Here is a 26,116-nt window from a genome sequence, read left to right as displayed (position 1 = left end):
GGGTGAGCCGTGGCCGACCGCGCGGCTCTCCGCTCACCCGCGGGAGGGGTCCCCGCCCACGGTGAACCCGATCACCGTGCCACCGCCGTCCCGGGGGAACGCGAACGGCGCGCCCCCGTGCGACAGCGCCACCTCGCGCACGATCGACAGCCCGAGCCCCGAGCCCGGCAACGAGCGGGCGTCCGCCGCCCGGTAGAAGCGGTCGAACACCCGCACGAGATCGGCGTCCGCGATGCCCGGCCCCCGGTCCAGCACCTCCACCCGGACCGGTCCGGCCGCGGTGAACGCCGACACCGAGATCTCGATCGGAGCGGCACCGTCCCGGTCGAACTTCGCCGCGTTCTCGACGAGGTTCGACACCGCCCGCTGCAGCATCGCGGGCCGCCCGTCCGTCACCGTCGACCCGTTCGCGTGCACCAGGATCTCCCGCCCGGTGCGCCGCCGGGCAAGCCCCGCCACCTCCTCGGCGACCTCGGCGAGATCGACCCGCTGCGGCGGCTCGTTGTCCGCCTGGCCGGCCGCGAGGTCGACCAGTTCGTTGACGAGATCGGTCAGCTCGCGGGCTTCCTGCGTGAGATCGGCGACCAGTTCGTCACGGGTGGCGGGCGGCAGCTCGTCGATGCGCCGCAGCAGGGAGATGTTGGTGCGCAGCGACGTCAGCGGTGTCCGCAGCTCGTGCCCCGCGTCCTGCACCAGCCGCCGCTGGTCCTCCTCGGACTGCGCGAGCCGCCCCAGCATCCGGTCGAAGGCCCGCCCCAGCCGCCCCACCTCGTCGTAACCGGTGACCGGCACGTCGATCCCGAGCCGCCGGGTCCTGGCCACGTCCTCGGCCGCGGACGTGAGGATGATCAGCCGCCGGGTGATCCGCCGGGCCAGCCACCATCCGAACAGCCCGGCGCCCACCACGACCGCCACCATGAGCAGGAAGGTCCGCTGCTGGAGGGCCCGCAGCAGATCCTCGGTGTCGCTGAACTCCTGGGCCACCTGCACGGCACCGCGGCCGCCGCCCAGCGAGACGGTGGCGATCCGGTACACGTCGCTGCCGACCGAGACCTCCTTGTGCAGGACCATCCGCCCTGCCGGGTCGGCGGCCGCGATCCGCCGGTCGCCGGAGGTCACCGGCAACCCGGGACGCCCGGGATCGGCGACTGCCCCGGTGGGTCCCAGCACCTGCACGTCGGTACGGGCGGGCCGCACGAGGTCGTGTCCGGGCGCCGAGGACGAGAAGTCCTCCGTCGTCATGCGTTGCTGGCGGACCTCGCTCCGCAGATCCTGCACGACCTGGTCGAACACGGACTCCTGGTCCACCCGCACGAGACGGGCGGCGGCGCTGTAGGACAGCACACCGACCAGGACGGTCACCGCGGCCGTCACCGCGGCGAAGGACACGGCGAACGTGGTCCGCAGGGACAGCAGCCGGGGCCGCGGGCGGGCCCACAGCCGGGCCAGCCGCCCCACTCAGTCCTCCCGGAGCACGTAACCCACGCCGCGCACCGTGTGGATCAGCTGCGGCGCACCGGGTTCGTCGAGCTTGCGGCGCAGATAGCCGACGTAGACGGCGAGGTTCTTGGAGCCCGGCCCGAAGTCGTAGCCCCAGATCCGGTCGTAGATCGTGGAGTGGTCGAGCACGATGCCCGCGTTGCGCACGAGCAGTTCCAGCAGCTCGAACTCGGTGCGGGTCAGTTCCAGCTCGCGCGTCCCCCGCCAGGCCCGGCGCGCCTGGATGTCCATGCGCAGTCCGGCCGCCTCGATCCGCCCCTGGGGCAGTTCGGGCGCGACGGCCTTGGGGGCGGCGCCGACCGGGGCCATTCCGTCGGGGCTGGTGCGCCGCAGCAGGGCCCGCAGCCGGGCGAAGACCTCCTCGACGTCGAAGGGCTTGACCACGTAGTCGTCGGCGCCCGCGTCCAGGCCGGCGATCCGGTCCTGGGTCTCCACGAGCGCCGTGAGCATGAGGATCGGCGTGCGGTCGCCCTCGGCGCGCAGCACCCGGCAGACCTGGAGCCCGTCGATCCCGGGCATCATCACATCGAGGACGAGCACGTCCGGTGGCGTCTTGTGGGCCTGCGCGAGCGCCTCGACCCCGTCGGCGACCGCGGTGACCTGGTAGCCCTCCAGGATCAGGGCGCGCTCCAGGGCGTGACGGATGGCACGGTCGTCTTCGGCGAGCAGCACGTTTTGGGGCACCTCCTCAGTGTGCCGTGCCCGCCGAGTCGTACGACGTGATGAGCAGCTCACCCGGAGCCCTTCTTACTGGCCTCTCACCCCGTCGGACGCAACGCGGCGAGCTGCTCCTCGAAGGGCACCACGTCCACGAAGCCGTCCGCGGCATCGGCCCGGGCGGGGGCGGGGCGGGCCGCCGACAGCCCGCCCATCAGCCCGGCGAGCTCCCGCGCGGCCCGCTCGATCCGTCCGTCCAGCCCTTCGGCGCCCCAGTCCTCCGAGGCGGCGTAGACCCCGGTCGGCACGACGACGGCCTTCAAGTAGGCGAAGAGCGGGCGCAGCGCGTGCTCCAGGACCAGGGAGTGCCGGGCGGTGCCACCGGTCGCGGCGATCAGCACCGGCTTCCCGGCCAGCGTCTCCGGTTCCAGCACGTCGAAGAACGACTTGAAGAGTCCGCTGTACGACGCCGAGAACACCGGTGTGACGACGATCAGTCCGTCGGCTTCGGCCACCGCGTCCTGCGCGGCGGCCAGCGCCCGCCCCGGGAAGCCGTTGGTGAAGTTCTGCGCGATCTCGACGGCGAGTTCACGCAGCTCCACGAGCTGCACGTCCACGTCGGCCGTGCGCTCCACGGCCGCGGTCAGCCGGTCCGCCAGCAGCCGGGTGGACGAGGGGACGCTCAGTCCCGCGGACACGACGACGAGCTTCATGCGACGACCTCCTTGTTCTGCTCGGCGGCCAGCAGGGACGCGTGGGTGGGGGCCTCCGGGACGTCCGCCGGGCGTCCGGCCGCGAACTCCTTGCGCAGCACCGGGACGACCTCCTCGCCGAGCAGGTCGAGCTGCTCCAGGACGGTCTTCAGGGGCAGTCCGGCGTGGTCGAGGAGGAACAGCTGGCGCTGGTAGTCCCCGGCGTACTCGCGGAACTTCAGCGTCTTCTCGATGACCTGCTCCGGAGAGCCCACGGTCAGCGGGGTCTGGTCGGTGAAGTCCTCCAGGGAGGGCCCGTGACCGTACACCGGGGCGACGTCGAAGTAGGGCCGGAACTCCTTCACCGCGTCCTGGGAGTTGCGGCGCATGAACACCTGGCCGCCGAGGCCGACGATCGCCTGCTCGGGCGTGCCGTGTCCGTAGTGGGCGTACCGCTGCCGGTACAGCTCGACCATCCGCTTGGTGTGGTCGGCCGGCCAGAAGATGTTGTTGTGGAAGAACCCGTCGCCGTAGTAGGCGGCCTGCTCGGCGATCTCCGGGGAGCGGATGGAGCCGTGCCAGACGAACGGCGCCACCCCGTCCAGCGGCCGTGGCGTGGAGGTGAAGCCCTGGAGCGGGGTGCGGAACTTCCCCTCCCAGTTCACGACGTCCTCGCGCCACAGCCGGCGCAGCAGGGCGTAGTTCTCGATGGCGAGGTTGATGCCCTCCCGGATGTCCTTGCCGAACCAGGGGTAGACCGGGCCGGTGTTGCCGCGGCCCATCATGAGGTCCACCCGGCCGTCGGCCAGGTGCTGGAGCATCGCGAAGTCCTCGGCGATCTTCACCGGGTCGTTCGTGGTGATCAGCGTGGTGGAGGTGGAGAGGACGAGCTTCTCGGTCTGCGCCGCGATGTACCCGAGCATGGTGGTCGGCGAGGACGGCACGAACGGCGGGTTGTGGTGCTCACCGGTCGCGAAGACGTCCAGCCCGACCTCCTCCGCCTTCAGCGCGATCGCGACCATGGCCTTGATCCGCTCACGCTCGGTCGGCGTCCGTCCGGTCGTCGGGTCCGGCGTGACATCGCCGACGCTGAAGATCCCGAACTGCATGGTCGCTCACCCTCCAGGTTGTTGACGGTTCAACTATAACCGCGTACCCGGAGAACGAGACCCGACCCCCACCTATTCCCACCCCGCACCCCGCGGGCCGGGCCTCACCCCCAGCGGGGATCCCTCCCCGTCGCCGCCAGCAACCGCTCGAACGCCGACGCGCCCTCGGCCACCGCCACCGGCTCCCCGAACACCCCCATCTTCCTGGCCGTCGGCTCCAGCGTGGCCACCGCTCCCGCCAGCTCCTCCACCACCGCCGCGTCCGCCTCGCCGTACTCCTGGCCCGTCGCCCGCGCCAGGTCCCACACGTGCACGGTCAGATCCAGCAGCGCCATCGCGCCGACCAGCCGCGCCGGCATGTCCATCGCCCCGGCCGTGCCCTCCTCCGCCCCGGGCGCCGACCAGGCCGCCACCAGCCGGCCCGTCTCGGCCACCAGCCGCTCACGCCAGTCCGCCCCCTCGGCCACCCGGTCGGGAGCGGCCGCGCCGAACTCCGACGGCTCCTTGGCCGCCAGCCGCTGGAACTGCACGACCACCTGGAAGAGATGGTTGACCAGCTCCTTCACGTCGTACTCCGCACAGGGGGTGGCAGCCCCGAGATCCGTGTCCGCGATCCCCCGCACCACCGGAACCGCCCGCTCCCGGGCCATCCCCAGCAGCTCACCGATGCCGTACGTCTTCTTCGCCGCGTTGGTGTCCATGCCCCGACCGTACGAGGGCCGGCGCCCGTCCTTCTTGAACAAACGCGACGCCCGACACCGGACGTACGATCCCCTCATGGCCGCCCCCCGCCGCGACACCCGCGGGATCGTCGACCCGGCCGGACTGCTGACCCGGGTGAGGTTCCGCCGCCACCCGCCCGCCGAGCCGCTGCGCCGGTACGTCGAGCAGTACTGGTTCATCGACTGGGACCTGCCCGAGCCCTACGTCTCCCACGTCGTCCCGCACCCGTCCGTCCACCTCACCTTCCAGAGGGACCGGCGACCGCCCTACGCCGAGCTGACCGGCATCCCCGTCGGCCTCTACACCAGGAGGCTCACCGGCCGGGGCCGGGTGTGCGGGGTGAAGTTCCGCCCCGGCGGCTTCCGGCCGTACGCCCCCGAGCACCCGGTGTCCCACTGGACGGGCCGGGTGCTGCCCGCGCCGGACGTGTTCCCGCGGATCACGGCGGACACCGCCGGTTCCGTGGTGACCCCCGCCGACGACGAGTCCCGCGTCGCCGCGCTCGACGCCTTCCTGCTCCCCCTCGCCCCGGCCGCCCCCGACCCGCGGGCCGACCTCGCCGCTGCCCTCGCCGACCGGGTCCGGGACGACCGCTCCGTCCGCCGCGTCGACGACCTCGCCGCCACGGCGGGACTCTCGGTACGGGCCCTGCAACGGCTCTTCTCGGCGTACGTCGGGGTACGGCCGAAGTGGGTCATCCTCCGCTACCGCATCCACGAGGCCCTGGAGCTCGCCGGCACCCGCGGCCAGGTCGACTGGGCCGCCCTCGCCGCCGACCTCGGCTACGCCGACCAGGCCCATCTGGTACGGGACTTCACGGCGACCGTCGGGGTCCCGCCGACCGCGTACGCCCAGGCGGCCGCGGGCTGACCCAGGGCCTGGCTCCGAAAAAAATCCGGCCGGCCTGTCACACTCCCGCTCCGCCCCGGGTCAACCCGGTGAAACCGAAGCCCGGAGCCCGAAGGAGCCCCCACGATGTCCGTCACCCACACCGTCGTCACCCTGCTCGCCGCCGCCATGGCGGGCTACTCCGGCACCGTCGTCCTCACCCGCGCCGACTGGATCGTCAAGGCCCTCACCGACTACCGCGTCCCCCGCGCCTGGTGGAACCTGCTCGGCACGGCCAAGCTCGCCGGCGCGGCGGGCCTGCTGGCGGGACTCTTCGTCCCTTACATCGGCCTCGCGGCCGGCATCGGCCTGGTCCTCTACTTCACCGGAGCCGTCGTCACCGTGGCCCGCGCCCACCGCTACACGCACATCCCCTTCCCACTGGTCTACGCGACCCCGGTGATCGCGACCCTGACCCTGACCTGAGACGGGGCCCCGGCCCGCCGGCCGGTCCACGGCCTACGGCACCAGCACGAGCCGCCCGCGCACCCCGCCCTCCTCGAGCCGCGCGTGCGCCTTGGACACCTCGTCCAGGGCGTACGCTCCGGCCACCCGGAGCGTCAGCACCCCCTCGTCCACCAGCCGCGCCAGCTCGGCCAGGCGTGCACCGTCCGCGGCCACCTCGACGGACCCCGTCCGCACCCCGCGCACCGATCCGGGGTGCGCTCCGGGCCGTACGCCGACATAGGCGCCCCCGTCCCGCACCCGCTCCAGCGCCGCCTCACCGAGCACCGCCGTGTCCAGGACGGCGTCGAAGGTCCCGGCGGCGACCGTGCTCGTGAACTCCGCGGCGCCCAGGGACCGTACGAACTCCTCGTCGTCCTGGCGGGCCAGCCCGGTCACCGACACCCCCCGGTGCGCGGCGAGTTGGACGGCGTAACCGCCGACGGCCCCCGCCGCCCCCGTGACCAGCAGCGACTGCCCCTCGGTCAACTCCAGCAGATCCAGGGCCTGTACGGCGGTCAGCGCGTTCAGCGGCAGCGTCGCCGCGTGCACCGCGTCGACCGTGGCCGGTGCCTGGGCGACCGCATCCGTGTCCACGACGACGTACTCGGCGTGCGTGCCCAGCGTCTTGGCCACACCGCCGTGCAGAGCCACCACCGCGTCCCCGACGCTCCACACCGTCGCGACGCCCACCGCGTCCACCGTGCCGGCGACATCCCAGCCGAGGCCGATCTGCTTGCCCGCCCCGCCGAAGAAGCCGCCCCGGACACCGAGGTCCACCGGGTTCAGGGCGGCCCCGGCCACCTTGATCCGTATCTGCCGGGCCCCCGGCTCGGGCAGTTCGCTCTCCACCACCTCCACGGTCTCGGGCCCGCCGAAGGTCCTCACCACTGCAGCACGCATGACTGGAAACTCCCCATTGGTAGCTGTTCGCGCCGGTATCTCCGCCGCTGCCAGCAACCCTAGGAAGAGCTACTATCCATTGGTAAGTAGTTACCCAAAGGTGCGTACGTACCCCGGAGGTGAGCCATGCCGACCATGACAGCGGCCCAGCGGCGCGAACAGGCGCGCGAGGAGTACGACGCGTTCATCAAGGGCTGCCCCACCAACCAGCTCCTGGACCGCCTCAGCGACAAGTGGGTCAGCCTCGTCGTCGCGGCCCTGTCGACCGGCCCCATGCGCTACAGCGACCTCAGTCGCAAGATCGCCGGCGTCAGCCCCAAGATGCTCACCCAGACCCTGCGCGCCCTGGAACGCGACGGCATCCTCAGCCGCACGGTCACCCCCTCGGTCCCGGTGCGGGTCGACTACGACCTGACGCCTCTGGGACGCAGCCTCGCGGGCCTCCTGACGGCGGTGAAGACCTGGGCGGAGACCCACATCGAAGAGGTCCACGAGGCAAGAGAGCGCTACGACACGAACTCCGGCTGACGCCCGCCCGGGGCCGTCAGAAGTAGTACTCGTCCCCGCTGTCCAGCACCAGCACCCGCTGCCGGTCGTTCTCCCGGTTGCGGTCCACCGTCCCCCCGTTCCACACCGTGTCGATCTCCAGCAGCACCTCCGACGGCACCCCCAGCAACCGCACCCGCATCTCGACCCGCTCCCCCACTCCGTCCGCCGCCAGTGCCCCCACCCGGCACAGCACCTCCCGCTCCTGCGACCGCGCACACCCCTGCGGCAGCGACTGTCCGTTCACGAGCGGCTCGGACCACCGCAGGCGCACGGTCGCGTCCGGCACCGCGGCGGGCCCGTGATTGCGCGGCGTGAACCGCACGTCCACCCGCCCCCCGGCCATGGACGCGGCCCCGTGATACGCCAGATCCGCCTCGGGCCCGGCCGCGGCGGCCGCCGTACCCCCGCCCGCCACCATCGCGGCGACCGCACCCCACACCGCAAGCATCCGCATGCCACCCACTCCTGTCTGCCGACGGCCGGCCGCCGTGGTCGCATGGATGTATCCCACGTACGGCAGCCGACAGGCGCCCTCCATCAGGTGACAGCGGGTGGACGGCCCCGGCACACCGGCATGCGAAGCTGACCCCCGTGCTCGTAGCCCGCTCCGCCGCCCTCTTCGTCGTCGCCGCCCTCTTCGAGATCGGCGGCGCCTGGCTCGTGTGGCAGGGCGTGCGGGAGCACCGCGGCTGGATGTGGACCGCGGGCGGTGTCCTGGCCCTCGGCGCCTACGGCTTCGTCGCCACCTTCCAGCCGGACGCCCACTTCGGCCGCATCCTCGCCGCGTACGGCGGCATCTTCGTGGCCGGCTCGATCCTGTGGGGCATGGTGGCGGACGGCTACCGCCCCGACCGCTGGGACCTCACGGGCGCACTGGTCTGCCTCGCCGGCATGGCGGTGATCATGTACGCCCCGCGGGGCGACTGAGCGGCCGCGGTCAGGAGGTCTCGCCGTCGGGCAGCAGCCCGAGCTGCCCCAGGAACTCCATCTCGTCGAAGTAGAGCCGGTAGTCCACGATGTGGCCGTCCCGCACCGTGGCGATGTCCACCCCGCGGATCCTGATCTCCTTCTGCGTCGCCGGGAGCGTCTCACCGGTGGGCAGCTGGATCGGCCCGGTGTTGCGTCCGCTGTAGACGCCCTCGTCGATGGCCGTGTCCCCGGCCTCGTAGGCGTGCAGCGACTCGAACCTGGCGTCCGGCACCGCCTCCGTCATCTGCCGCCAGTACTCCACGATGCTGTCGCGACCGCGGATCTCCCCCTCGTCCGGGGTCCGGGCGACCGCGTCCTCGGCGTACAGCTCGGCGATGACCTTCAGGTCCGGGTGCGTGGTGAGCGCATCGGTGAGCCGGTCCATGACCTCACGCGCTTCTCCCATGATCCACCTCCGCATGTCAGGGGACCACCCACCTCATCTTCTCACCGGCCCGCGATCCGGACCGCCCGAGAGGAAGGCCGGGCCGCCCGCCTATCCTGGCGAGGCCGGCTCATCCACCCGTCCGAGGAGCACCCATGCCCAGCGCAGCGTCCCGCATCGCCGTCGTCACCGGTGCGAGCAGCGGAATCGGCGCCGCCACGGCTCGCCAACTCGCCGCGGCCGGCTACCGCGTCGTCCTGACCGCCCGCCGCAAGGACCGCATCGAGGCGCTCGCGGAGGAGATCAACGCGGCGGGCCACCAGGCGACGGCCTACCAGCTGGACGTGACGGACCGGGCCGCGGTCGACGAGTTCGCCACCGCCTTCAAGACGATCGGCGTCCTGGTCAACAACGCCGGCGGAGCACTCGGCGCCGACCCGGTGGCCACCGGCGACCCGGCCGACTGGCGCACGATGTACGAGACGAACGTCATCGGCACCCTGAACGTCACCCAGGCACTCCTGCCCAAGCTCGACGCGAGCGGCGACGGCACGATCGTCGTCGTCTCCTCGACGGCGGGCCTCGGCACCTACGAGGGCGGCGCGGGCTACGTCGCCGCCAAGCACGGTGAACACGTCCTCGCCGAGACCCTGCGCCTGGAGATCGTCGGCCGCCCGGTCCGCGTGATCGAGATCGCGCCCGGCATGGTCAAGACCGACGAGTTCGCCCTGACCCGCTTCGGCGGCGACCAGGAGAAGGCGGCGAAGGTCTACCAGGGCGTGGCCGAGCCCCTCACCGCCGACGACGTCGCCGAGACCATCACCTGGGCGGTCACCCGCCCCAGCCACGTCAACGTCGACCTCCTGGTCCTGCGCCCCCGGGCCCAGGCCTCCAACACGAAGGTCCACCGAACCCAGTGACCCCTGACCGGAAAGACCCCCACGACGAACGCCAGATGTGGTGGTGGCTCGCCTACTTCCTCTTCGGCATCCACATCGTGGCGTTCGTCATGATCTACGCGGTGATGCACGCCCCGAAGTGAACGGCGGCAGTGCCTCACCCCTTCACGCACACGACCTGCTTCAGCTTCGCCACGACCTCCACCAGGTCCCGCTGCTGGTCGATGACCTGGTCGATCGACTTGTAGGCACCCGGGATCTCGTCCACGACACCGGAGTCCTTGCGGCACTCCACGCCCCGCGTCTGCTCCTCCAGGTCCCGCGTCGAGAACCGCCGCTTGGCCGCGTTGCGGCTCATGCGCCGACCCGCGCCGTGCGAGGCCGAGTTGAAGGCCTTCTCGTTGCCGAGGCCCTTCACGATGTACGACCCCGTGCCCATGGAGCCCGGGATGATGCCGTACTCGCCGGAGCCGGCCCGGATCGCGCCCTTGCGGGTCACGAGCAGGTCCATGCCGTCGTAACGCTCCTCGGCCACGTAGTTGTGGTGCGCGCTGATCTCCGGCTCGAAGGTCGGCCTGGCCTTCTTGAACTCCTTGCGGACCACGTCCTTGAGGAGAGCCATCATGATCGTGCGGTTGTACTTCGCGTACTCCTGCGCCCAGAAGAGGTCGTTGCGGTACGCCGCCATCTGCGGTGTCTGCGCGATGAAGACGGCGAGGTCGCGGTCGACCAGCCCCTGGTTGTGCGGGAGCTTCTGGGCCACGCCGATGTGATGCTCGGCCAGCTCCTTGCCGATGTTCCGGGAACCGGAGTGCAGCATCAGCCAGACGGCACCGGTCGTGTCCGTGCAGACCTCGACGAAGTGGTTGCCGGACCCGAGCGTTCCCATCTGCTTTCCGGCGCGTTCGTGACGGAACTTGACCGCATCCGCCACCCCGTCGAACCGCCCCCAGAAGTCCTCCCAGCCGGCGGTCGCGAACCCGTGCATCCGCCCCGGGTCGACGGGATCGTCATGCATCCCCCGCCCCACCGGAATGGCCTGCTCGATCTTCGACCGCAGCCGGGACAGGTCCCCCGGCAGGTCGTTCGCCGTCAGGGACGTCCGCACCGCCGACATCCCGCAGCCGATGTCCACCCCCACCGCGGCCGGGCACACCGCACCCTGCATCGCGATGACCGAACCGACCGTCGCCCCCTTGCCGTAGTGGACGTCCGGCATGACCGCGAGGCCCTTGATCCAGGGCAGAGTGGCCACGTTGCGCAGCTGCTGGAGCGCCACGTCCTCCACCGTCGCCGGGTCGGTCCACATACGGATCGGGACCTTCGCGCCCGGCATCTCCACGTACGACATATCGTCCTCATTCCCCCGCAAAACCAACAGAAGTCTTAAATCGCAAAACCGGCGCCAAGGTCGACGTATGGGATGACGGACCGGCGTTCACGGCAGTGCGTGCGATACACATTGTCTGCAGGGGGCGCCCCCGTGCGGCAAGCGAATAACCTGCGGGGACACTGAGATCCCCACGAGTCGGAGACAATCCGAGAGGAGCCCCACCGTGCAGCGGAAGGCCTACGTACCCGGCGTCGCCGCCCTCCTCGCGGCGCTGTTGGCCGGCTGCACCGGCAGCTCCGGCGGCGACGGCACGACGGACAACGCCAACCCCGGCGACGCCGGCACCGCCTCCGCCGTCGCCCAGCCCGGCAAGTACCGCACCCTGCCCGAGGCCTGCGGCGCGGTCGGCCAGAGCACCCTCGACGCGCTCCTGCCCGGCATCCAGCAAATCCCCGACGAGGACCAGCGCGCCAAGGCCTACGAGGGCGAGGCCACGCTCACCTACGACACGGACCGCAAGGTCGGCTGCCGTTGGAAGGTGGAGGCCACGGACGCCACCGAGTACCTGTCGGTCGACTTCGAGCGTGTGGTGTCGTACGACAACGCGGTCAGCGACGACAGCCAGGCGCAGCAGCTCTTCGCGCAGGCCGTGGAGAAGGCGGATCTGCCGGCGGCTACGTCGAGCGCCACCTCGGACGTGTCCGACAGCTCCACCCCCGGCACCCCGGCCTCCTCCACGGGCACCCCGAGCGGTTCGGCCAGTCCGAGCGCCTCGGCCTCCCTCACCCCGTCCGATCTCCAGCCCCGGCTCCTGGACGATCTGGGCGACGAGGCGTTCCTGGACGACGCGTTGAGCAACTCGGGTTCGACGGCCCAGCAGCGCAAGGTGACTGTGGCGTTCCGCACGTCCAACGTGATCGTGACGATCGAGTACGAGGAGCAGCCGACGACGATCGGCGTCACCCCGGACAGCAAGGAAATGCAGGACAACGCCCGGAAACTGGCCTCTCAGCTGGCCGGCTCGCTGTCCGGCTGAGCGCTCTCCACACAGCCCTCACCCGTGCGCACAAAGCATTCGAAGCTGGACCGCACGGCATCCTCACCGCGTACCGTGGCCCCTCGGACCCGATCCGACGGCAGGAACCACAAGCGTCATGAGTGAAGGAACCATGCAGCGACGAGCAGAGCGTGACCAGGTTGCCCAGCGAGCGAAGCGTCTTCACCGCGTCCTTGTCTGCGCGGCCGCAGTCCCGGTGATGCTGATCGCCACTGGCTGCTCCTCCGACTCCGGCTCCGGCGGCGACAGCGGGAGCGGCAGCGCGAACAGCGGCAAGGGCGCCGACAGTGGTGCGTCCGCCTCGGCGAGCGCGGCACCCACGGTGCAGGCGGCGGCGTACAAGTCGCTTCCCGACTCGTGCGGGGTGCTGTCCTCGAAGACCCTGAAGTCGCTGGTCCCGGAGGCGTCGAAGTCCGGCAAGAAGGGCACCTCGGAGGCGGGTACGCGCGGCAGTTGCTCCTGGAGCAGCCTCGACAACAACGGCGTGAAGGGTTCCCAGTTCCGCTGGCTGAACGTGTCGCTGCTGCGCTTCGAGTCGGACACCTCGCGCGGTACCGGCGAGGCGCAGGCGCAGAAGTACTACACGCAGCAGATCCAGGACGCCCAGTCGGTGGCCGGCGCGAAGAACACCAAGTCGCAGGCGGTGGCCGGGACGGGCGACACGGCGACGCTGGTGCGTTACGACCTGAAGAAGAAGGAAGGCTCCTTCAAGCAGCAGACGGTCGTCACGCGCGTGGAGAACGTCGTCGTCACCGTCGACTACAACGGCGCGGGTCTGGCCGGGGACAAGGCGCCGAGCGCGGACTCGCTGGCGAAGCTCGCGGAGCAGGCCGCCAAGGAGGCGGTGGGCGCGGTGTCGGCGGCGAACGGCGAGGGCGGAGCGGCGAACCCGGCCCCGTCCGAGTCCGCTTCGGGTTCCAAGGCCCCGTCGAAGAACTCCCCGTCCCCGTCCGCGTCGAAGTCGGCTTCGAAGTCGGCTTCTCCGTCCAAGTCGGCCGCGAAGACGAGCTGAAGTAGAACTGACGGCCCATACCGGCCACCCGTGCGCAGCACAAATGTGCCACTCTGTTGCGCGCAACAAGACGCACAGGGAGGGGAGTACGGGTGGCCGCGCCCATGCAACTGACTCGAACGCACCGCGTGCTCATAGGCGTGGTCGTGTTCGGCGCCGTGATCATCGCCGGCATCGGCTTCGCGGGGTCGTACGCGGCCGTCCGTGAACTCGCCATCCAAAAGGGCTTCGGGAACTTCAGTTACGTGTTCCCGATCGGTATCGACGCGGGCATCTGTGTCCTGCTGGCCCTGGACCTGCTCCTGACGTGGATCCGCATCCCGTTCCCGCTGCTGCGCCAGACGGCGTGGCTCCTGACGGCCGCCACGATCGCCTTCAACGGCGCGGCTGCCTGGCCGGACCCGCTGGGCGTGGGCATGCACGCGGTGATCCCGATCCTGTTCGTGGTGTCGGTGGAGGCGGCCCGGCACGCCATCGGCCGTATCGCGGACATCACGGCGGACAAGCACATGGAGGGGGTCCGCCTCACCCGCTGGCTCCTCTCCCCCATCCCCACGTTCCTGCTGTGGCGCCGGATGAAGCTGTGGGAGCTGCGCTCCTACGAGCAGGTCATCAAGCTCGAACAGGACCGTCTGGTCTACCAGGCCCGCCTCCACTCCCGCTTCGGCCGGGCGTGGCGCCGGAAGGCCCCGGTGGAGTCCCTGATGCCCCTGAGGCTCGCCCGGTACGGCGTACCGCTGGCGGAGACGGGCCCGGCGGGGCTGGCGGCGGCGGGAATCGAACCGGTGCTGCTGCCACCGGCCCCGGCGCCCGCGCAACTGCCCGCGGCCGCCCCCGTCGACGCGGCTGCCGGCAGTCGTGCGGCTGTGGCCGCTCCCGTCCCCCAGCAGGCGGCGCCCGCCGGCGAGCAGCGCCCCGCACCCGAGCCCGATCCCGATCCCGAGCTCGATCAGAGTCCGTGGTTCGAGACCCCCAAGCAGATCGAGTACCAGGGCGGCTACAACCCCAACTACGACCCCGCCGAGCAGTACGAGCGGTGGTACGAGGAACAGATCGAGGCCGAGCAGTACGAGCTCCAGCAGATCCAGTACGAGGAGCCCCCGCGGGAGCCCTCGATGGAGGAGACCGGCAGCTTTCCGATCCCGGTGACCAACGGCCGTACCCGCGAACTCGGCGAGGGCGGGGGTCCTCCGGAACCGACCGAGGACGACTTCTACCAGGTCTTCAAGAAGTCGATAGACGGCAGCTACCCCTCCCCCGGCCAGCTCAGGGGCGACGTGGAGGCGACCTACGGCGTGACGCTCCCGCAGCGTGAGGCCGAGCGCATGGTGAACCGCTTCACCAACCGCCACACGGCGGAGCTCGAGGAAGACCACATCGCCTGAGCCGGATGCCCAGGCAGACGGCAGACGCCAGACAGCAGACAGCAGACGGCGACACGAAAGGGGCCCTCGTCCGAAAACGAGGGCCCCTTCGTCGTACCGCCTACTCCCCGAGCAGCGCCCTGACCCGCTCCTGCCCCACTGCCAGCAGCAGCGTGGGCAGCCGCGGCCCGGTGTCCCGCGAGACCAGCAGCTGGTACAGCAGCGCGAAGAACGTCCGCTGGGCCGTCTTGATCTCGGCCGGCAGCTCCTTGGGCGTGGCGTCCGCGGAGAACCCGGCCTGCACCTTGGGCACGCCGTACACGAGATGCGTGAGCCCGTCGAGCGACCAGTGCGAGGCCAGCCCGTCCAGGAGCAGCCGCAGCGACTGCTGCGCCGCCTCGTCGAGGGACTTCAGCAGTTCGGCGTCGGGCTCGGCGCGCACGATGGTCCGCTGGTCGGCGGGCACCTGCGTGTTGATCCAGGCCTCGGCCTTGTCGTACCGGGGCCGGGCCTCGTCCAGCGCCGACAGCGGGTTGTCGGGGTCCAGCTCGCTGAGGATCCGCAGCGCCTGGTCCTCGTGCCCGGCGGTGATGTCGGCGACGGAGGCGAGCGTCCGGTACGGCAGCACGCGTGCCGTCCGGGGCAGTTCCCCGCCGGCCGTGCCCACCGCACGCGCATGTGCGGCGACGTCGGCGGGCAGGGCGGCCCCCTCGGCGACCTTGGCGTCCAGCTTGTCCCACTCGTCGTAGAGCCGCTGGATCTCCTGGTCGAAGGCGATCTTGAAGGACTGGTTGGGCCGGCGGCGGGCGTAGAGCCAGCGCAGGAGCTGCGGCTCCATGATCTTCAGCGCGTCGCCCGGCGTGGGCACCCCGCCCTTCGACGACGACATCTTCGCCATCCCGGAGATCCCGACGAAGGCGTACATCGGCCCGATCGGCTGCTTCCCGCCGAAGATCCCGACGATCTGTCCGCCGACCTGGAAGGAGGAGCCCGGGGACGAGTGGTCGACACCGCTCGGCTCGAAGACGACACCCTCGTAGGCCCACCGCATCGGCCAGTCGACCTTCCAGACCAGCTTGCCGCGGTTGAACTCGTTGAGCCGGACGGTCTCGGAGAACCCGCAGGCGTTGCAGGTGTACGACAGCTCGGTCGTGGCGTCGTCGTAGGAGGTGACCGTGGTGAGGTCCTTCTCGCAGTTGCCGCAGTACGGCTTGTACGGGAAGTACCCGGCGGATCCGGAGGACCCGTCGTCCTCGGCGGCCGCGCCGGACCCCTCGGCGGCCTCCAGCTCGGCCTCGTCGACGGCCTTCTGCTGCTGCTTCTTGGCCGGGGCCTTCTTGGTGCGGTACTGGTCGAGGATCGCGTCGATGTCCCCGCGGTGCGCCATGGCGTGCAGGATCTGCTCGCGGTAGACGCCGGAGGTGTACTGCGCGGTCTGGCTGATCCCGTCGAACTCGACACCCAGCTCGGCGAGCGCGTCGACCATGGCGGCCTTGAAGTGCTCGGCCCAGTTCGGGAACGCCGACCCCTTCGGGGCGGGCACGGAGGTCAGGGGCTTGCCGATGTGCTCGGCCCACGACTCGTCGACCCCGGGCACACCGGCCGGCACCTTCCGGTACCGGTCGTAGTCGTCCCAGGAGATGAGGTGGCGCACCTGATGTCCCCGGCGCCGGATCTCGTCGGCGACGAGGTGCGGGGTCATGACCTCGCGCAGGTTCCCGAGGTGGATGGGCCCGGAGGGGGAAAGCCCGGACGCGACGACGACCGGTTTGCCCGGGGCCCGACGCTCCGACTCCTCGATGACCTCGTCCGCGAAACGGGAGACCCAGTCGGTGGTCTCAGCGCTCTGACCCACGATCGGCACGTCCTCTTTTTACTGATGGCGTTGATGGAGGCTCCATTCTCCCAGACCGCCCCGCGCCGGAGAAAACCGCTTTACCCCCCATGGGATACTGACCGTGTCTATCTGATCCCCCGAGGAGAACGGCACCCACTCCCATGGCCCCGGTCACGTCCCTCAGCGACTCCGTCAACCAGCAGCTCGGCTCCGCGATCTCCGCCGCCCTGCCGGCGGCCTCCGCGGACCCACTGCTGCGACGCAGCGACCGGGCCGACTTCCAGGCGAACGGCATCCTGGCGCTCGCCAAGAAGGCGAAGGCGAACCCGAGGGAGCTGGCGACGCAGGTCGTCTCCGGGATCGTCACCGGTGACGTGATCAAGGACGTCGAGGTCTCCGGTCCCGGCTTCCTCAACATCACCCTCACCGACCGGGCGATCACCGAGAACCTCGCCGCGCGGTACGAGGACGGCGACCGTCTCGGCGTACCGCTCAAGGACGAGCCCGGCATCACCGTGATCGACTACGCCCAGCCGAACGTGGCCAAGGAGATGCACGTCGGCCACCTGCGGTCCGCGGTGATCGGTGACGCCCTGCGGGGCATGATCGACTTCACCGGCGAGAAGACGATCGGCCGGCACCACATCGGCGACTGGGGCACGCAGTTCGGCATGCTCATCCAGTACCTGATCGAGAACCCGGGCGAGCTGGCCCCGCCGGACGAGGTCGACGGCGAGCAGGCCATGTCGAACCTGAACCGGGTGTACAAGGCGTCCCGTGTGGTCTTCGACTCCGACGAGGAGTTCAAGGAGCGGGCGCGGAAGCGGGTCGTGGCCCTGCAGTCCGGCGACAAGGAGACGCTCGACCTCTGGCAGCAGTTCGTGGACGAGTCGAAGGTCTACTTCTACTCGGTCTTCGAGAAGCTGGACATGGAGATCCGGGACGACGAGATCGTCGGCGAGTCGGCGTACAACGACGGCATGCCCGAGACCGCCCGCCTCCTGGAGGAGATGGGCGTGGCGGTGCGCTCCGAGGGCGCCCTCGTCGTGTTCTTCGACGAGATCCGCGGCAAGGACGACCAGCCGGTCCCGCTGATCGTGCAGAAGGCGGACGGCGGCTTCGGCTACGCGGCGAGCGACCTCACGGCGATCCGCAACCGGGTCACCGACCTGCACGCGACGTCCCTCCTGTACGTGGTGGACGTACGCCAGTCCCTCCACTTCAAGATGGTCTTCGAGGCGGCCCGCCGCGCGGGCTGGCTGACCGACGAGGTCACCGCGCACAACATGGGCTACGGCACGGTGCTGGGCGCGGACGGCAAGCCGTTCAAGACGCGTGAGGGCGAGACCGTCAAGCTGGAGGACCTGCTGGACGAGGCGGTCGAGCGGGCCGCCGAGGTCGTGCGGGAGAAGGCACAGGACCTCACCGAGGACGAGATCCAGGAGCGGGCGGCGCAGGTCGGCATCGGCGCGGTGAAGTACGCGGACCTGTCCACGTCCCCCAACCGGGACTACAAGTTCGACCTGGACCAGATGGTCTCGCTGAACGGCGACACGTCCGTGTACCTCCAGTACGCGTACGCCCGTATCCAGTCGATCCTGCGCAAGGCGGGAGAGGTACGGCCGTCCGCGCACCCGGAGCTCGAACTGGCGGACGCGGAGCGGGCGTTGGGCCTGCACCTGGACGCGTTCGGCAGCACGGTCTTCGAGGCGGCCGCGGAGTACGCCCCGCACAAGCTCGCCGCGTACCTCTACCAGCTGGCCTCGCACTACACGTCGTTCTACGACAAGTGCCCCGTCATCAAGGCGGACTCCCCGGCCCAGGTCGAGAACCGCCTGCTCCTCTGCGACCTGACGGCTCGCACCCTGCACCAGGGCATGGCCCTGCTGGGCATCAGGACGCCCGAGCGCCTCTGACCGTCTTGTAGGCGGTGTGGCCGCGAGCTCACGGCAGCCCGAACTCGCACCACACCGCCTTGCCCAACTCCCGCTCCCGCACCCCCCACTTGTCGCTCAGCGCGGAGACCAGCAGCAGCCCCCGGCCGCCCTCGTCCCCGTCGTGCACGACATGCGGCACCCCGGGTCCGCTGTCGTGCACCTCGACGACCAGCGCGTGCACCTCGTGGCGCAGGAACAGCCGCAACTGCCGTCCCGGCGGCACCCCGTGCAGCAGCGCGTTGGTCACCAGTTCGCTCACGCAGAGCAGTACGTCGTCCGCCCGCGAGGTCTCCGCGAGCCCCCAGCCGGCCAGGGCCTCGGCCGTGAAGTGCCTCGCGGCCTGCGCGGATCGGCGTTCGCGTCGGAAGAACCTCTCGCGCAGGAGCGGTGGTCGGGTCGTCTCGTTCACGGGACGAGAGTTGCGGAGAGTGACTACGGTGGATCACTCGGTGAACCCGTACAGATCTTTTGTACGGGCTCGCACCCGGTGACGTACGTGTCCGGAGGGGGATGGAGACCGTCATGAGCGCCAGGAAGCCGCCGCGGCCGAAGAACCTCACGTCCATGAAGATGCTGGGCAAGCAACTCGGCACCGCCCGCCGCGCCGCGGGCCACACCCAGACCGCCCTCGCCGAACTGGTGCGCGTCGACGAGGAGACCATCGCGTCGATCGAGCAGGGCAGACGGACGCTGAAACCGGACCTGGCCGCGGTGCTGGACGAAGTCCTGGAGACGAAGGGGATGTTGGCGGCGGGGGTGGCCAACCTGCCGGACATCGACCAGTTCCCGATGTGGGCCGAGCTCTACATGGAGCACGAGCGGGAGGCCATCTCCCTGTCCTGGTACGACAACGCCGTGCTGCCGGGCCTGCTCCAGACCGACCTGTACGTCCGTGCCGTGCTCCGCAACCGGGTTCCCGCGTATGACGAGGACGAGATCGAGACGCGTACGGCGGCCCGCCTGGAGCGCCAGGAGATCCTGCACCGCAGGAATCCGCCGACGCTGAGCTTCATCGTGTGGGAGCCCGTGCTGCACATGAGGATCAGCGGGCAGGACGTTTGGAGGGAGCAACTGCGGCATTTGCGAGCGCTGACCGAACTCCCCTGCGTGTCCCTCCAGTTCCTGCCACTGAACAGTCCCTACAACGCCGGCCTCAACGGCCCCTTCACGCTCCTCGAAACACCGGACCACCAGCACCTCGCGTACACCGAGTCGCAGCGCGGCAGCCAGTGGGTTTCCGACCCGGATGAGGTGTCCAGGCTGGCGCGCAAATATGCGATGCTGCGGACACAGGCCCTGACCACACAGGACTCCAGGGATCTGCTCGACCGCCTGCTAGGAGAGCAATGAGCGCCGAAGCACTTCACTGGTTCAAGTCGACGTACAGCGGCGACGAGGGCGGCCAGTGCGTCGAGGTGGCCCTCTGCCCCCAGGCCATCCACATCCGCGACTCCAAGAACCCCGAGCCCACCCTCCAAGTCGCCCCCACCACCTGGACCGCCTTCACCACCGGTCTCAAGTAGTGCCGTCGGCCATTGTCAGTGGCTCCCCCTACAGTCACTGACATGGCGACTCTTCCCAACCCGCTGCCCACCCTCGCGGCAGACCCGAGCGGTCGTTCGCTCGGCCTCGGGCTCCCCCTCGGGAGACTGATCGACGCGACCGACGACGGCCCGTGGCACGAACCGCTGCTGTGGCATGCCGAGTACGCGGCCTCGTCCGGAGCGTGGACCGCGCTGGGCGCTCAGGCCGCGCGAACCGGGTTGCTGCCTGTGCTGCTGGACGTCGGTGGCACGCAAGGCGGGCCGGACGAGTGGGAGTTGATGCCCGGGGAGATGTCGTACCCCGGGGATCACGACCCGGAGGAACTCCTGGCGGAGTACTGGGCGTACGCGATCGAGGAGCCCGACGACCTCGACGAGACGATCGCCCCGTTCGACGAGACCTGGCCCGGCCCCGCCCCGGCCCCGGCCCCGGCCTCCCTGCCCGCCGACCCGGACACCCGCGCCGCCGAGACGGCCGACGCGCTTCTCGACGAGGGCTCGTGGTTCAAGGACCCGCGCCTCGCCCTGGTGCCCGCCCGCCGCAGCGCCGACATCCCGGCGGCCATCGGCTGGGCGGGCCCGCTGAACTACGAGGACGACGTGGCCCGTCTCTGCGCGATCCTCCGCTCCTGGGAGGACCGCTTCGGCATACGCGTCATCGCGCTCACCTTCGACCGGCTGATCGTGTCCGTCGCCGCTCCACCCACGACGCAGGACGAGGCGCAGGCCGTCGCCGCAGAACACTTCGCGTTCTGCCCGGACAACATCACCCAGGGACACCACGAGACCCTGTCCGAGTACGCCGACCACGCGGTGCTGGGCCAACGAGTCTGGTCCTTCTGGTGGGACTGAAAGGCAAATCAGAGGTCTCCCATGAGCAAATTGCCTTTCAAGTCACCTCCTCCAGCCTCGACTCGCCGAATCCATCGCTAAACTCCCTTCTCGTTTGCGGTCCTTAACAGGGGGAGGGCGCTCAGCATGCCGGACGGCTTTTCCGTTGACCTCGGCGCGCTGCGCAAGGCCGCCTCCGGGATCAGCACCACGCTGAACGCGATGGCCACCAAGAAGGTGAGCGACATCGACGCCCCCAAGGGTGACTTCGGGCACGACGAACTGGCCTCCGCGATCGTCGACTTCACCGACCGGTGGAACATCGGCGTCTCGCACCTGGCCTCCGACGGCGCCGAGGTCTCCGACCGGCTGAACCGCTGCGTCAAGAACTACGAAGCGGCCGAGGAGCACATCCAGCTCTCCACCGAGGGCATTCTCCAGTCGCCATCCGGAACAGACCCGGGGGCGTCCTGATGGCCCAGCTCGGCGAGACGTCGGACCCCCGCGCGCTCGTCCCCGGCTCACCGGACTCCCTGACCACGACCGCACAGGCCCTGCTCGCCTACGGCGACGTCCTCATCGAGGCCGGCGAAGGACTGGCGAAGGTCGACACCGAGGACGGCTGGCGGGGCCCTGCCGGCGACGCCTTCCGGGACCGTTTCCACGGCCAGCCCGCCCGATGGACCGAGGCGGGCAAGGAGTTCCACACCGCCGCCAACGCCCTGTACGACTACCTGCACACCCTGCGCGCGGCCCAGCAGCGCGCGGCCGAGGCCATAGCGCAGTACGCGCGCGGCGAGGCGGCCACCACGAACGCCAGGAACGCCCATGACCGGCAGGTCGGCGAGGCGCGCGGCAGAGGGGACAACACCGAGATCCCCTTCGACGACCCCGGTGAGGCGGACCGTGCCGCCGCCCGTGCGGCTCTCGACACCGCTCGCGGCAACGTGGAGACCGCCGGGCACACCGCCGCCGCGCTGGTGAGGAAGGCCACCGAGTCCGCCCCGGAGCGCCCGGGGTTCTGGTCCAAGGTCGGCGACTTCCTCGGCGACGTGGGAGACGGGCTGGTGGACGGCGGCAAGACGGTCGTCAACGACCTCGCCTCCTTCGGCAACGCCATGCTCCAGCACCCCGGCGACAGCGCGGCGATGCTCGGCGGCATGCTCCTGGCCGGTGTCAGCGCCGGCGGCGAAGGTCTCGGCGTCGCCCTGGACGCCACCGGGGTCGGTGCCATCGCCGGCGTACCCCTCAACGTCGTGTCCGCCGCCGGGATCACCGCGGGCGTCGGCCTGGCGGGCGCCGGCGCCGTGGACCTCGCCCAGCACGCCACGAGCGACTCCCAGGTCGAACCCCTCCGTATGAACAGCGAGGGCTCCGGCACCGGCGGCTCCTCACAGCAGCCGGCGTCCGACCTGATCAAGAACGGCCAGCAGTACAAGGGCACCGGCGGCCGCGCGGGAAACAACCTGCCGGTGGAGAACGGCCCGAAGGACGGCACCCTCTACAAGACGGACCCGCAGACCGGCAAGGTCACCAACTACACGACGTACGACTCCGAAGGCCGTGCGGTGAAGCGGGTGGACCTGGAGGGCCGTCCGCACGGCGGGGTGGACACCCCGCACGTCGTAGAGTACGAGCGCAACACCAACCCGAAAACCGGCCAGGTCTTCGTGCGCCCGTCGAACGAAGTGCGCGCCGCGTTCCCCTGGGAGATCCCGTGACCAGCAGCAAGCCGTCGTGGACCGACCGGAAGCTGCCGGCGTTCTTCACCCGGTGGCGTACGGAGTGGAAGGACGAGGGGCTCACCCCGGCCAACTACCTCGACTTCGAGGGCGGCCTGCGGTTCGTTCTGGCCGCGGCCTGGCTGTTCTGCCCCGAGACGGTCGAGTACCGCGGTGGTGTGTTCCTCAAGGAGCGGTTCGGTCAGGAGAACGTCGACAACTGGTTCACGAAGCTGGGCGACGACAGGGAACGTGTCGAGGCAGTCACCAACCAGGTCAAGTTGTGGGACACGTTCGTCAACACACCCCTGACGGACGACGACCAGCTCGGCGAGGAACTGCCCCAACTCGCGCTGGCTCTGGGGGAATGCTGGCAGGGCGTCCTGTCCTCCCGGTACCCCGACCTGGAGGTCACCGTCGAGGTGAGCGACGAGGAGGACGGGACCTACGGTCCGACCGTGACCTTCTGGACCTCCCCGTCCGTCACACCCTTCGGCTAGGGCCTGACAGTCCCTCCCCCAGCCTCCGCAGCCCCTCCCCGATCTCCTCCGGCGTCTGCGTCACGAAGCACAGCCGCAGGGTCGAGCGGTCGGGCGCACCGGCGTAGAAGGGCGCCCCCGGGACGTAGGCCACGTCCCGGGTCACGACCTGCGGGAGCAGCGCGGTGGTGTCGTACGACGACGGGAGCCGTGCCCACAGGAACATGCCACCCTCGGGACGCGTCCAGGCCGACCCCTCGGGCAGGGCATCGGCCAGGCCCGCGAGCATCGCGTCCCGCCGCTCCCCGTAGACCCCTGCCACGCGCCGGACATGCGCGTCCAGGTCCCGGTCGGCCAGGTAGCGCGTCGCGGCGAGCTGGTTGACGGTCGGGGTGTGGAGATCGGCGGCCTGCTTGGCGACCCCGCAGGCCCGCCGCAGCTCACCGGGGGCCCGCAGCCAGCCGAGCCGCAGTCCGGGGGCCATGACCTTGGAGAAGGACCCGAGCAGCACGACCCGGTCGCCGGCCTCCGCGTGGGCGGCGATCCACGGCACCCGCTCGCCCTCGAAGCGCAGCTCGCCGTACGGGTCGTCCTCGACGATCCACAGCCCGCACCGCGCGGCCACGGACGCGACGGCGGCCCGGCGCCCCGCCGACATGGTCCGCCCGGTGGGGTTCTGGAAGGTGGGCACGGTGTAGAGCAGCTTGGGCCGCTCCCGCACGACGAGCTCCTCCAGCGCCACGGGGTCGGGCCCCTCCTCGTCCCCGGGCACGGCCACCACCCGGGCGCCGGCGAAGCCGAAGGCCTGGAGGGCGGCCAGATAGCAGGGGCTCTCGACGAGGACCGTGTCCCCGGGCTCGATCAGCGCGGTGGCGAGCAGCGACAGCGCCTGCTGGGAGCCGGTGGTGACGAGGACGTCGTCGGCGCCGGTGGCGAGCCCGCGGGCCGACATCCGCTCGGCGAGGGCCGCCCGCAGCACGGGCTCGCCCTCGGTGGTCGAGTACTGCAGCGCCCGCGAAGGCGCCTCCTCCAGCACCGCCCGAAAGGCGTCGGCGATCCCCTCCGCGTCGAACAGCTCGGGGGCCGGCAGCCCGCCCGCGAAGTTGATCACCTCGGGCCGGGCGGTGACGGCCAGGATGTCCCGTACGGGCGACCCGCCGACCGCGCGGGCCCGGGCGGCGAGCGGCGGCACGGGGGCGTACGTGGGCACCGTCATGGAACGGCTCCTTCGGCTGCGACGACTGGGTGCAGCGCAGCCTAGGCAACTGAGTGCCGCCTACAAGCACCTTTCCGCGATGCGGACGCCACCGCGCGGCCGGCTCGCCCGGAACCGCCGCTCAGGCCTTGGTGCCGGTGGCCCCGTAGACGTTGATGTCGTCGTCCGTGACGTCGTTGATGTCGCGGTAGCGGATCTTCTCGATGTCGTCGAGGGACTCGAAGTCCTCCACGTCGATGGCGGGCGGCGCGGGCGCGGGCCCGGGGTGCCACAGGTGCGCGGGCACCACACCGGGCTCGTCCAGCGAGACACCCGGCGTCTCGGTGAAGAACCGCTCCACCTCGCTCCTGGAGCGGAACACGAAGGTGAACCCGCGCTCGGTGTAGGTCCGCTGGACCGCGCGGGCGGGCTCGGGATGCATCTCGTCGGTCAGATGGCTGAGCATGATCCGGCTTCCCGCGGGCAGGGCGTCCACGAGCCCGCGCACGATCGGATAGGCCTCCGCGTCCTCGACGAAGTGCAGGAGCGCGACCAGGCACAGCGCGATCGGCCGGTCGAAGTCCAGGGTCTTGGCGGCCTGTTCGAGGATCTGCGCGGGATTCCTGAAGTCGGCGTCGATGTAGTCCGTACGCCCCTCGGGCCCGCTCGTGAGCAGGGCGCGGGCGTGCGCCAGCACCACCGGGTCGTTGTCGACGTACACGACCCGCGAGTCGGAGTGGATCCGCTGGGCGATCTGGTGGACGTTCTCGGCGGTGGGCAGCCCGGTGCCGATGTCGAGGAACTGCCGGATCCCGTCCTGCCCGGCCAGCCGGTCGACGGCGCGGCGCATGAAGTCACGGTTGTGGCGCACGTCGAGATAGCCGCGGGGGTTGGCGGCGAGCGCGGCGGCGGCCGCGGCCCGGTCGGCGGGGTAGTTGTCCTTGCCGCCGAGGAAGACGTCGTAGACACGGGCCGGATGGGCCCTGGTGGTGTCGATCCTCTTGGCCAGCTCGGCCGGGTCCTGGCTCAGCGCGTCACCGGACATGGGCGTCTCCCCTGTGAGTGTGTCGGTCCTTCAACGGACAACCACCGCGTTGGTCAAGAACCTAACTCCCAGGCCGACTTGATGGTGCCCGGTGCCCCGGACACCCCGTCCCGCGTCCCACAGGAGACACTCGGGAAACCACATCTGCGCAGGTCGAAGCGGTCCCTGCGGCAAGGCCGTCCCGAATCCCCCACCAGGGCTGGCGATCGCGCCCGCTCCCCCGCAGCCTGATCCCATGCCCACCCGACCCCACACCCCCACCACCCCCACCTTCCTCGCCCTGCTGACCCTCCTCGCGCTCCTCACCCTCACGGGCTGCAAGGACGGCCAGGGCGTACGCGACGAGGGCCCGGCCGCGGACAAGGCGGCCGCGGTGAACTCCGCGGAAAGCCAGAAGGCCGCCCGGAACTGACCGGGCGGCCTCGAAGCAGAGCTGCGTCATCACACGTGCGCGGGGACCAGCTTCGGGTTGGGGCCGTACTTGTTGTCGCCCGGCTCGCTGTCGAGGACCGAGAAGACGAACAGGGTGATGCCACCGACGAGCGGAACGAGCCCGAACAGGATCCACCAGCCGCTGCGGCCCGTGTCGTGCAGACGGCGCGCGGTGACGGCCAGGCCCGGCAGCAGGAAGCCGAGGTAGGGGATCGCCACGAGCCACGACTGCTTGGTGACGACGCCGAGGACGGCGAACACGACGTAGATGATCCCGGCGAACAGGGCGAACATCCAGTATTCCTTGCGGCGCGCACGCCCGCTGAAGACCGCGTACTTCTTGAGAACTTCGATGAACCAGCTCATGGTGGTGTCCCCCCTGAGATCGCCGTTCGGAACCGTTCCGAATGGATCAGGCCAGGCGCAGAAGATATGGAGGATGTCGGGAACTCGTCAATTCGACGCATGTAAGCAGTCCATCAAAGCGAGGGCCTGACAAATCCACCGCATCCGGATGCGAATTACGGACAGAACACCAGAAGATCACCGGGCGAAGTGGGCGTTGTTATCCGGACGTTGGCCGGTTCGAGCTCTGCCCGTATCCGGACCGA

Annotated in this window: 31 protein-coding genes; 17 read left to right on the top strand and 14 right to left on the bottom strand. The window is 70.5% G+C overall.

The features are described 5' to 3' along the window. Positions 1 to 33: 33 nt before the first annotated feature. The 5 genes from IOD14_RS03215 to IOD14_RS03195 form a co-directional block, all read right to left on the bottom strand. Entirely contained in the window at positions 34 to 1,458 is a 1,425-nt protein-coding gene (locus tag IOD14_RS03215) for a HAMP domain-containing sensor histidine kinase (protein ID WP_123990945.1), read from the bottom strand. Beyond that, positions 1,459 to 2,172: a response regulator transcription factor gene (locus tag IOD14_RS03210; protein ID WP_123992804.1), complete on the bottom strand. Its 714-nt coding sequence runs from the start codon at positions 2,170 to 2,172 to the stop codon at positions 1,459 to 1,461. It abuts the gene before it with no gap. An 86-nt stretch (positions 2,173 to 2,258) separates the two neighbouring features. Then, complete coding sequence (locus IOD14_RS03205) at positions 2,259 to 2,870, bottom strand: FMN reductase (RefSeq protein WP_212669604.1); 612 nt, start codon at positions 2,868 to 2,870, stop codon at positions 2,259 to 2,261. Next, positions 2,867 to 3,958, bottom strand: a complete 1,092-nt coding sequence (locus IOD14_RS03200; RefSeq protein ID WP_123990943.1) for an LLM class flavin-dependent oxidoreductase — start codon at positions 3,956 to 3,958, stop codon at positions 2,867 to 2,869. Before IOD14_RS03200 ends, IOD14_RS03205 begins: the two co-directional genes overlap by 4 nt. Before the next feature lie 104 nt (positions 3,959 to 4,062). After that, positions 4,063 to 4,659, bottom strand: a complete 597-nt coding sequence (locus IOD14_RS03195; protein WP_212669603.1) for a TIGR03086 family metal-binding protein — start codon at positions 4,657 to 4,659, stop codon at positions 4,063 to 4,065. A gap of 76 nt (positions 4,660 to 4,735) precedes the next feature. Here IOD14_RS03195 and IOD14_RS03190 point away from each other — a divergent pair, with 76 nt between their 5' ends. Both IOD14_RS03190 and IOD14_RS03185 read left to right on the top strand, forming a co-directional pair. Then, positions 4,736 to 5,551, top strand: a complete 816-nt coding sequence (locus IOD14_RS03190) for a helix-turn-helix domain-containing protein (RefSeq protein WP_123990941.1) — start codon at positions 4,736 to 4,738, stop codon at positions 5,549 to 5,551. Between the two features lie 105 nt (positions 5,552 to 5,656). Beyond that, positions 5,657 to 5,995, top strand: a complete 339-nt coding sequence (locus IOD14_RS03185; RefSeq protein WP_123990940.1) for a DoxX family protein — start codon at positions 5,657 to 5,659, stop codon at positions 5,993 to 5,995. Between the two features lie 33 nt (positions 5,996 to 6,028). On the opposite strand, the gene IOD14_RS03180 is transcribed toward IOD14_RS03185, so the two are convergent. After that, positions 6,029 to 6,916: an NADP-dependent oxidoreductase gene (locus tag IOD14_RS03180; protein ID WP_212669602.1), complete on the bottom strand. Its 888-nt coding sequence runs from the start codon at positions 6,914 to 6,916 to the stop codon at positions 6,029 to 6,031. A 126-nt stretch (positions 6,917 to 7,042) separates the two neighbouring features. Here IOD14_RS03180 and IOD14_RS03175 point away from each other — a divergent pair, with 126 nt between their 5' ends. After that, the gene (locus IOD14_RS03175) at positions 7,043 to 7,444 is read left to right on the top strand and encodes a helix-turn-helix domain-containing protein (protein WP_123990938.1); all 402 of its coding nucleotides are present in this window, start codon (positions 7,043 to 7,045) and stop codon (positions 7,442 to 7,444) included. Between the two features lie 16 nt (positions 7,445 to 7,460). On the opposite strand, the gene IOD14_RS03170 is transcribed toward IOD14_RS03175, so the two are convergent. Next, on the bottom strand, positions 7,461 to 7,919 hold the full coding sequence (locus tag IOD14_RS03170; protein ID WP_123990937.1) for a hypothetical protein: 459 nt from the start codon (positions 7,917 to 7,919) through the stop codon (positions 7,461 to 7,463). Between the two features lie 137 nt (positions 7,920 to 8,056). Between IOD14_RS03170 and IOD14_RS03165 the strand changes: the two genes are divergently transcribed. Further along, positions 8,057 to 8,392, top strand: a complete 336-nt coding sequence (locus tag IOD14_RS03165) for a YnfA family protein (protein WP_123990936.1) — start codon at positions 8,057 to 8,059, stop codon at positions 8,390 to 8,392. A gap of 10 nt (positions 8,393 to 8,402) precedes the next feature. On the opposite strand, the gene IOD14_RS03160 is transcribed toward IOD14_RS03165, so the two are convergent. Further along, entirely contained in the window at positions 8,403 to 8,840 is a 438-nt protein-coding gene (locus IOD14_RS03160; protein ID WP_123990935.1) for a nuclear transport factor 2 family protein, read from the bottom strand. 134 nt (positions 8,841 to 8,974) lie between these two features. Between IOD14_RS03160 and IOD14_RS03155 the strand changes: the two genes are divergently transcribed. Then, positions 8,975 to 9,739, top strand: a complete 765-nt coding sequence (locus tag IOD14_RS03155) for an SDR family NAD(P)-dependent oxidoreductase (RefSeq protein WP_123990934.1) — start codon at positions 8,975 to 8,977, stop codon at positions 9,737 to 9,739. Next, entirely contained in the window at positions 9,736 to 9,861 is a 126-nt protein-coding gene (locus tag IOD14_RS44700; protein WP_280844731.1) for a hypothetical protein, read from the top strand. The genes IOD14_RS03155 and IOD14_RS44700 overlap by 4 nt, the downstream gene beginning before the upstream one ends. A 14-nt stretch (positions 9,862 to 9,875) precedes the next feature. Here the strand turns inward: IOD14_RS44700 and IOD14_RS03150 are convergent, their stop codons facing one another. After that, positions 9,876 to 11,069, bottom strand: coding sequence for an RtcB family protein (locus tag IOD14_RS03150; protein WP_123990933.1), 1,194 nt, complete (start codon positions 11,067 to 11,069; stop codon positions 9,876 to 9,878). A gap of 205 nt (positions 11,070 to 11,274) precedes the next feature. Here IOD14_RS03150 and IOD14_RS03145 point away from each other — a divergent pair, with 205 nt between their 5' ends. The 3 genes from IOD14_RS03145 to IOD14_RS03135 all read left to right on the top strand — a co-directional run bounded on the left by IOD14_RS03145 (position 11,275) and on the right by IOD14_RS03135 (position 14,505). Further along, complete coding sequence (locus IOD14_RS03145) at positions 11,275 to 12,087, top strand: DUF3558 domain-containing protein (protein ID WP_212669601.1); 813 nt, start codon at positions 11,275 to 11,277, stop codon at positions 12,085 to 12,087. A 220-nt stretch (positions 12,088 to 12,307) separates the two neighbouring features. Then, positions 12,308 to 13,120, top strand: coding sequence for a DUF3558 family protein (locus tag IOD14_RS03140; protein WP_123990931.1), 813 nt, complete (start codon positions 12,308 to 12,310; stop codon positions 13,118 to 13,120). A gap of 104 nt (positions 13,121 to 13,224) precedes the next feature. Then, positions 13,225 to 14,505 carry a DUF2637 domain-containing protein gene (locus IOD14_RS03135; protein WP_212669600.1) on the top strand — a complete coding sequence of 427 codons (1,281 nt, stop codon included), beginning with the start codon at positions 13,225 to 13,227 and terminating at the stop codon, positions 14,503 to 14,505. Positions 14,506 to 14,605: 100 nt separating this feature from the next. Here the strand turns inward: IOD14_RS03135 and lysS are convergent, their stop codons facing one another. After that, a complete protein-coding gene (gene lysS, locus IOD14_RS03130; protein ID WP_123990929.1) occupies positions 14,606 to 16,348 on the bottom strand; it encodes a lysine--tRNA ligase in 1,743 nt (580 codons plus the stop codon). Between the two features lie 134 nt (positions 16,349 to 16,482). On the opposite strand from lysS, the gene argS reads away from it, so the two are divergent. Then, positions 16,483 to 18,237: an arginine--tRNA ligase gene (gene argS, locus IOD14_RS03125; protein WP_212669599.1), complete on the top strand. Its 1,755-nt coding sequence runs from the start codon at positions 16,483 to 16,485 to the stop codon at positions 18,235 to 18,237. Positions 18,238 to 18,265: 28 nt separating this feature from the next. On the opposite strand, the gene IOD14_RS03120 is transcribed toward argS, so the two are convergent. After that, positions 18,266 to 18,667, bottom strand: a complete 402-nt coding sequence (locus tag IOD14_RS03120) for an ATP-binding protein (protein WP_212669598.1) — start codon at positions 18,665 to 18,667, stop codon at positions 18,266 to 18,268. A gap of 113 nt (positions 18,668 to 18,780) precedes the next feature. Between IOD14_RS03120 and IOD14_RS03115 the strand changes: the two genes are divergently transcribed. The 6 genes from IOD14_RS03115 (at position 18,781) to IOD14_RS03090 (ending at position 22,854) form a co-directional block, all read left to right on the top strand. After that, positions 18,781 to 19,608: a helix-turn-helix transcriptional regulator gene (locus IOD14_RS03115; RefSeq protein ID WP_123990926.1), complete on the top strand. Its 828-nt coding sequence runs from the start codon at positions 18,781 to 18,783 to the stop codon at positions 19,606 to 19,608. Next, positions 19,605 to 19,781, top strand: coding sequence for a DUF397 domain-containing protein (locus tag IOD14_RS03110; RefSeq protein ID WP_212669597.1), 177 nt, complete (start codon positions 19,605 to 19,607; stop codon positions 19,779 to 19,781). Before IOD14_RS03115 ends, IOD14_RS03110 begins: the two co-directional genes overlap by 4 nt. Positions 19,782 to 19,823: 42 nt before the next feature. Then, positions 19,824 to 20,654, top strand: coding sequence for a DUF4253 domain-containing protein (locus tag IOD14_RS03105; protein WP_212669596.1), 831 nt, complete (start codon positions 19,824 to 19,826; stop codon positions 20,652 to 20,654). Positions 20,655 to 20,780: 126 nt separating this feature from the next. Next, on the top strand, positions 20,781 to 21,107 hold the full coding sequence (locus IOD14_RS03100) for a hypothetical protein (RefSeq protein ID WP_123990923.1): 327 nt from the start codon (positions 20,781 to 20,783) through the stop codon (positions 21,105 to 21,107). Next, a complete protein-coding gene (locus IOD14_RS03095) occupies positions 21,107 to 22,354 on the top strand; it encodes a putative T7SS-secreted protein (RefSeq protein ID WP_212669595.1) in 1,248 nt (415 codons plus the stop codon). Before IOD14_RS03100 ends, IOD14_RS03095 begins: the two co-directional genes overlap by 1 nt. Further along, positions 22,351 to 22,854 (top strand): hypothetical protein, encoded by a 504-nt coding sequence (locus IOD14_RS03090; protein ID WP_123990921.1) that lies wholly within the window; start codon positions 22,351 to 22,353, stop codon positions 22,852 to 22,854. The genes IOD14_RS03095 and IOD14_RS03090 overlap by 4 nt, the downstream gene beginning before the upstream one ends. Here the strand turns inward: IOD14_RS03090 and IOD14_RS03085 are convergent. Next, on the bottom strand, positions 22,838 to 24,049 hold the full coding sequence (locus IOD14_RS03085; RefSeq protein WP_212669594.1) for a PLP-dependent aminotransferase family protein: 1,212 nt from the start codon (positions 24,047 to 24,049) through the stop codon (positions 22,838 to 22,840). The two genes, IOD14_RS03090 and IOD14_RS03085, sit on opposite strands and share 17 nt — an antisense overlap. A gap of 121 nt (positions 24,050 to 24,170) precedes the next feature. After that, positions 24,171 to 25,073, bottom strand: a complete 903-nt coding sequence (locus IOD14_RS03080; RefSeq protein WP_123990919.1) for an SAM-dependent methyltransferase — start codon at positions 25,071 to 25,073, stop codon at positions 24,171 to 24,173. A gap of 235 nt (positions 25,074 to 25,308) precedes the next feature. Between IOD14_RS03080 and IOD14_RS03075 the strand changes: the two genes are divergently transcribed. Further along, positions 25,309 to 25,485: a hypothetical protein gene (locus IOD14_RS03075; protein WP_174269197.1), complete on the top strand. Its 177-nt coding sequence runs from the start codon at positions 25,309 to 25,311 to the stop codon at positions 25,483 to 25,485. Positions 25,486 to 25,514: 29 nt separating this feature from the next. Here IOD14_RS03075 and IOD14_RS03070 read toward each other — a convergent pair whose 3' ends face one another. Continuing rightward, the gene (locus tag IOD14_RS03070) at positions 25,515 to 25,871 is read right to left on the bottom strand and encodes a DUF805 domain-containing protein (protein ID WP_123990918.1); all 357 of its coding nucleotides are present in this window, start codon (positions 25,869 to 25,871) and stop codon (positions 25,515 to 25,517) included. Between the last annotated feature and the right edge of the window lie 245 nt (positions 25,872 to 26,116).

Source organism: Streptomyces sp. A2-16, assembly GCF_018128905.1.
GTDB lineage: Bacteria > Actinomycetota > Actinomycetes > Streptomycetales > Streptomycetaceae > Streptomyces.
Note: the sequence above shows the minus strand (reverse complement) of the source record. Positions and strands in the feature narration are given on the sequence as shown.

Bases quoted from the DNA above. Each gene is read 5' to 3' on its own strand.
- IOD14_RS03080 (WP_123990919.1), bottom strand. From the start codon at position 25,073: ATGTCCGGTGACGCGCTGAGCCAGGACCCGGCCGAGCTGGCCAAGAGG.
- IOD14_RS03115 (WP_123990926.1), top strand. From the start codon at position 18,781: ATGAGCGCCAGGAAGCCGCCGCGGCCGAAGAACCTCACGTCCATGAAG.
- IOD14_RS03170 (WP_123990937.1), bottom strand. From the start codon at position 7,919: ATGCGGATGCTTGCGGTGTGGGGTGCGGTCGCCGCGATGGTGGCGGGC.
- IOD14_RS03160 (WP_123990935.1), bottom strand. From the start codon at position 8,840: ATGGGAGAAGCGCGTGAGGTCATGGACCGGCTCACCGATGCGCTCACC.
- IOD14_RS03190 (WP_123990941.1), top strand. From the start codon at position 4,736: ATGGCCGCCCCCCGCCGCGACACCCGCGGGATCGTCGACCCGGCCGGA.
- IOD14_RS03200 (WP_123990943.1), bottom strand. From the start codon at position 3,958: ATGCAGTTCGGGATCTTCAGCGTCGGCGATGTCACGCCGGACCCGACG.
- IOD14_RS03135 (WP_212669600.1), top strand. From the start codon at position 13,225: ATGCAACTGACTCGAACGCACCGCGTGCTCATAGGCGTGGTCGTGTTC.
- IOD14_RS03140 (WP_123990931.1), top strand. From the start codon at position 12,308: ATGCTGATCGCCACTGGCTGCTCCTCCGACTCCGGCTCCGGCGGCGAC.
- argS (WP_212669599.1), top strand. From the start codon at position 16,483: ATGGCCCCGGTCACGTCCCTCAGCGACTCCGTCAACCAGCAGCTCGGC.
- IOD14_RS03110 (WP_212669597.1), top strand. From the start codon at position 19,605: ATGAGCGCCGAAGCACTTCACTGGTTCAAGTCGACGTACAGCGGCGAC.
- IOD14_RS03155 (WP_123990934.1), top strand. From the start codon at position 8,975: ATGCCCAGCGCAGCGTCCCGCATCGCCGTCGTCACCGGTGCGAGCAGC.
- IOD14_RS03100 (WP_123990923.1), top strand. From the start codon at position 20,781: ATGCCGGACGGCTTTTCCGTTGACCTCGGCGCGCTGCGCAAGGCCGCC.
- IOD14_RS03105 (WP_212669596.1), top strand. From the start codon at position 19,824: ATGGCGACTCTTCCCAACCCGCTGCCCACCCTCGCGGCAGACCCGAGC.
- IOD14_RS03185 (WP_123990940.1), top strand. From the start codon at position 5,657: ATGTCCGTCACCCACACCGTCGTCACCCTGCTCGCCGCCGCCATGGCG.
- IOD14_RS03175 (WP_123990938.1), top strand. From the start codon at position 7,043: ATGCCGACCATGACAGCGGCCCAGCGGCGCGAACAGGCGCGCGAGGAG.
- IOD14_RS03150 (WP_123990933.1), bottom strand. From the start codon at position 11,069: ATGTCGTACGTGGAGATGCCGGGCGCGAAGGTCCCGATCCGTATGTGG.
- IOD14_RS03195 (WP_212669603.1), bottom strand. From the start codon at position 4,659: ATGGACACCAACGCGGCGAAGAAGACGTACGGCATCGGTGAGCTGCTG.
- IOD14_RS03070 (WP_123990918.1), bottom strand. From the start codon at position 25,871: ATGAGCTGGTTCATCGAAGTTCTCAAGAAGTACGCGGTCTTCAGCGGG.
- IOD14_RS03075 (WP_174269197.1), top strand. From the start codon at position 25,309: ATGCCCACCCGACCCCACACCCCCACCACCCCCACCTTCCTCGCCCTG.
- IOD14_RS03180 (WP_212669602.1), bottom strand. From the start codon at position 6,916: ATGCGTGCTGCAGTGGTGAGGACCTTCGGCGGGCCCGAGACCGTGGAG.
- IOD14_RS03085 (WP_212669594.1), bottom strand. From the start codon at position 24,049: ATGACGGTGCCCACGTACGCCCCCGTGCCGCCGCTCGCCGCCCGGGCC.
- IOD14_RS03205 (WP_212669604.1), bottom strand. From the start codon at position 2,870: ATGAAGCTCGTCGTCGTGTCCGCGGGACTGAGCGTCCCCTCGTCCACC.
- IOD14_RS03095 (WP_212669595.1), top strand. From the start codon at position 21,107: ATGGCCCAGCTCGGCGAGACGTCGGACCCCCGCGCGCTCGTCCCCGGC.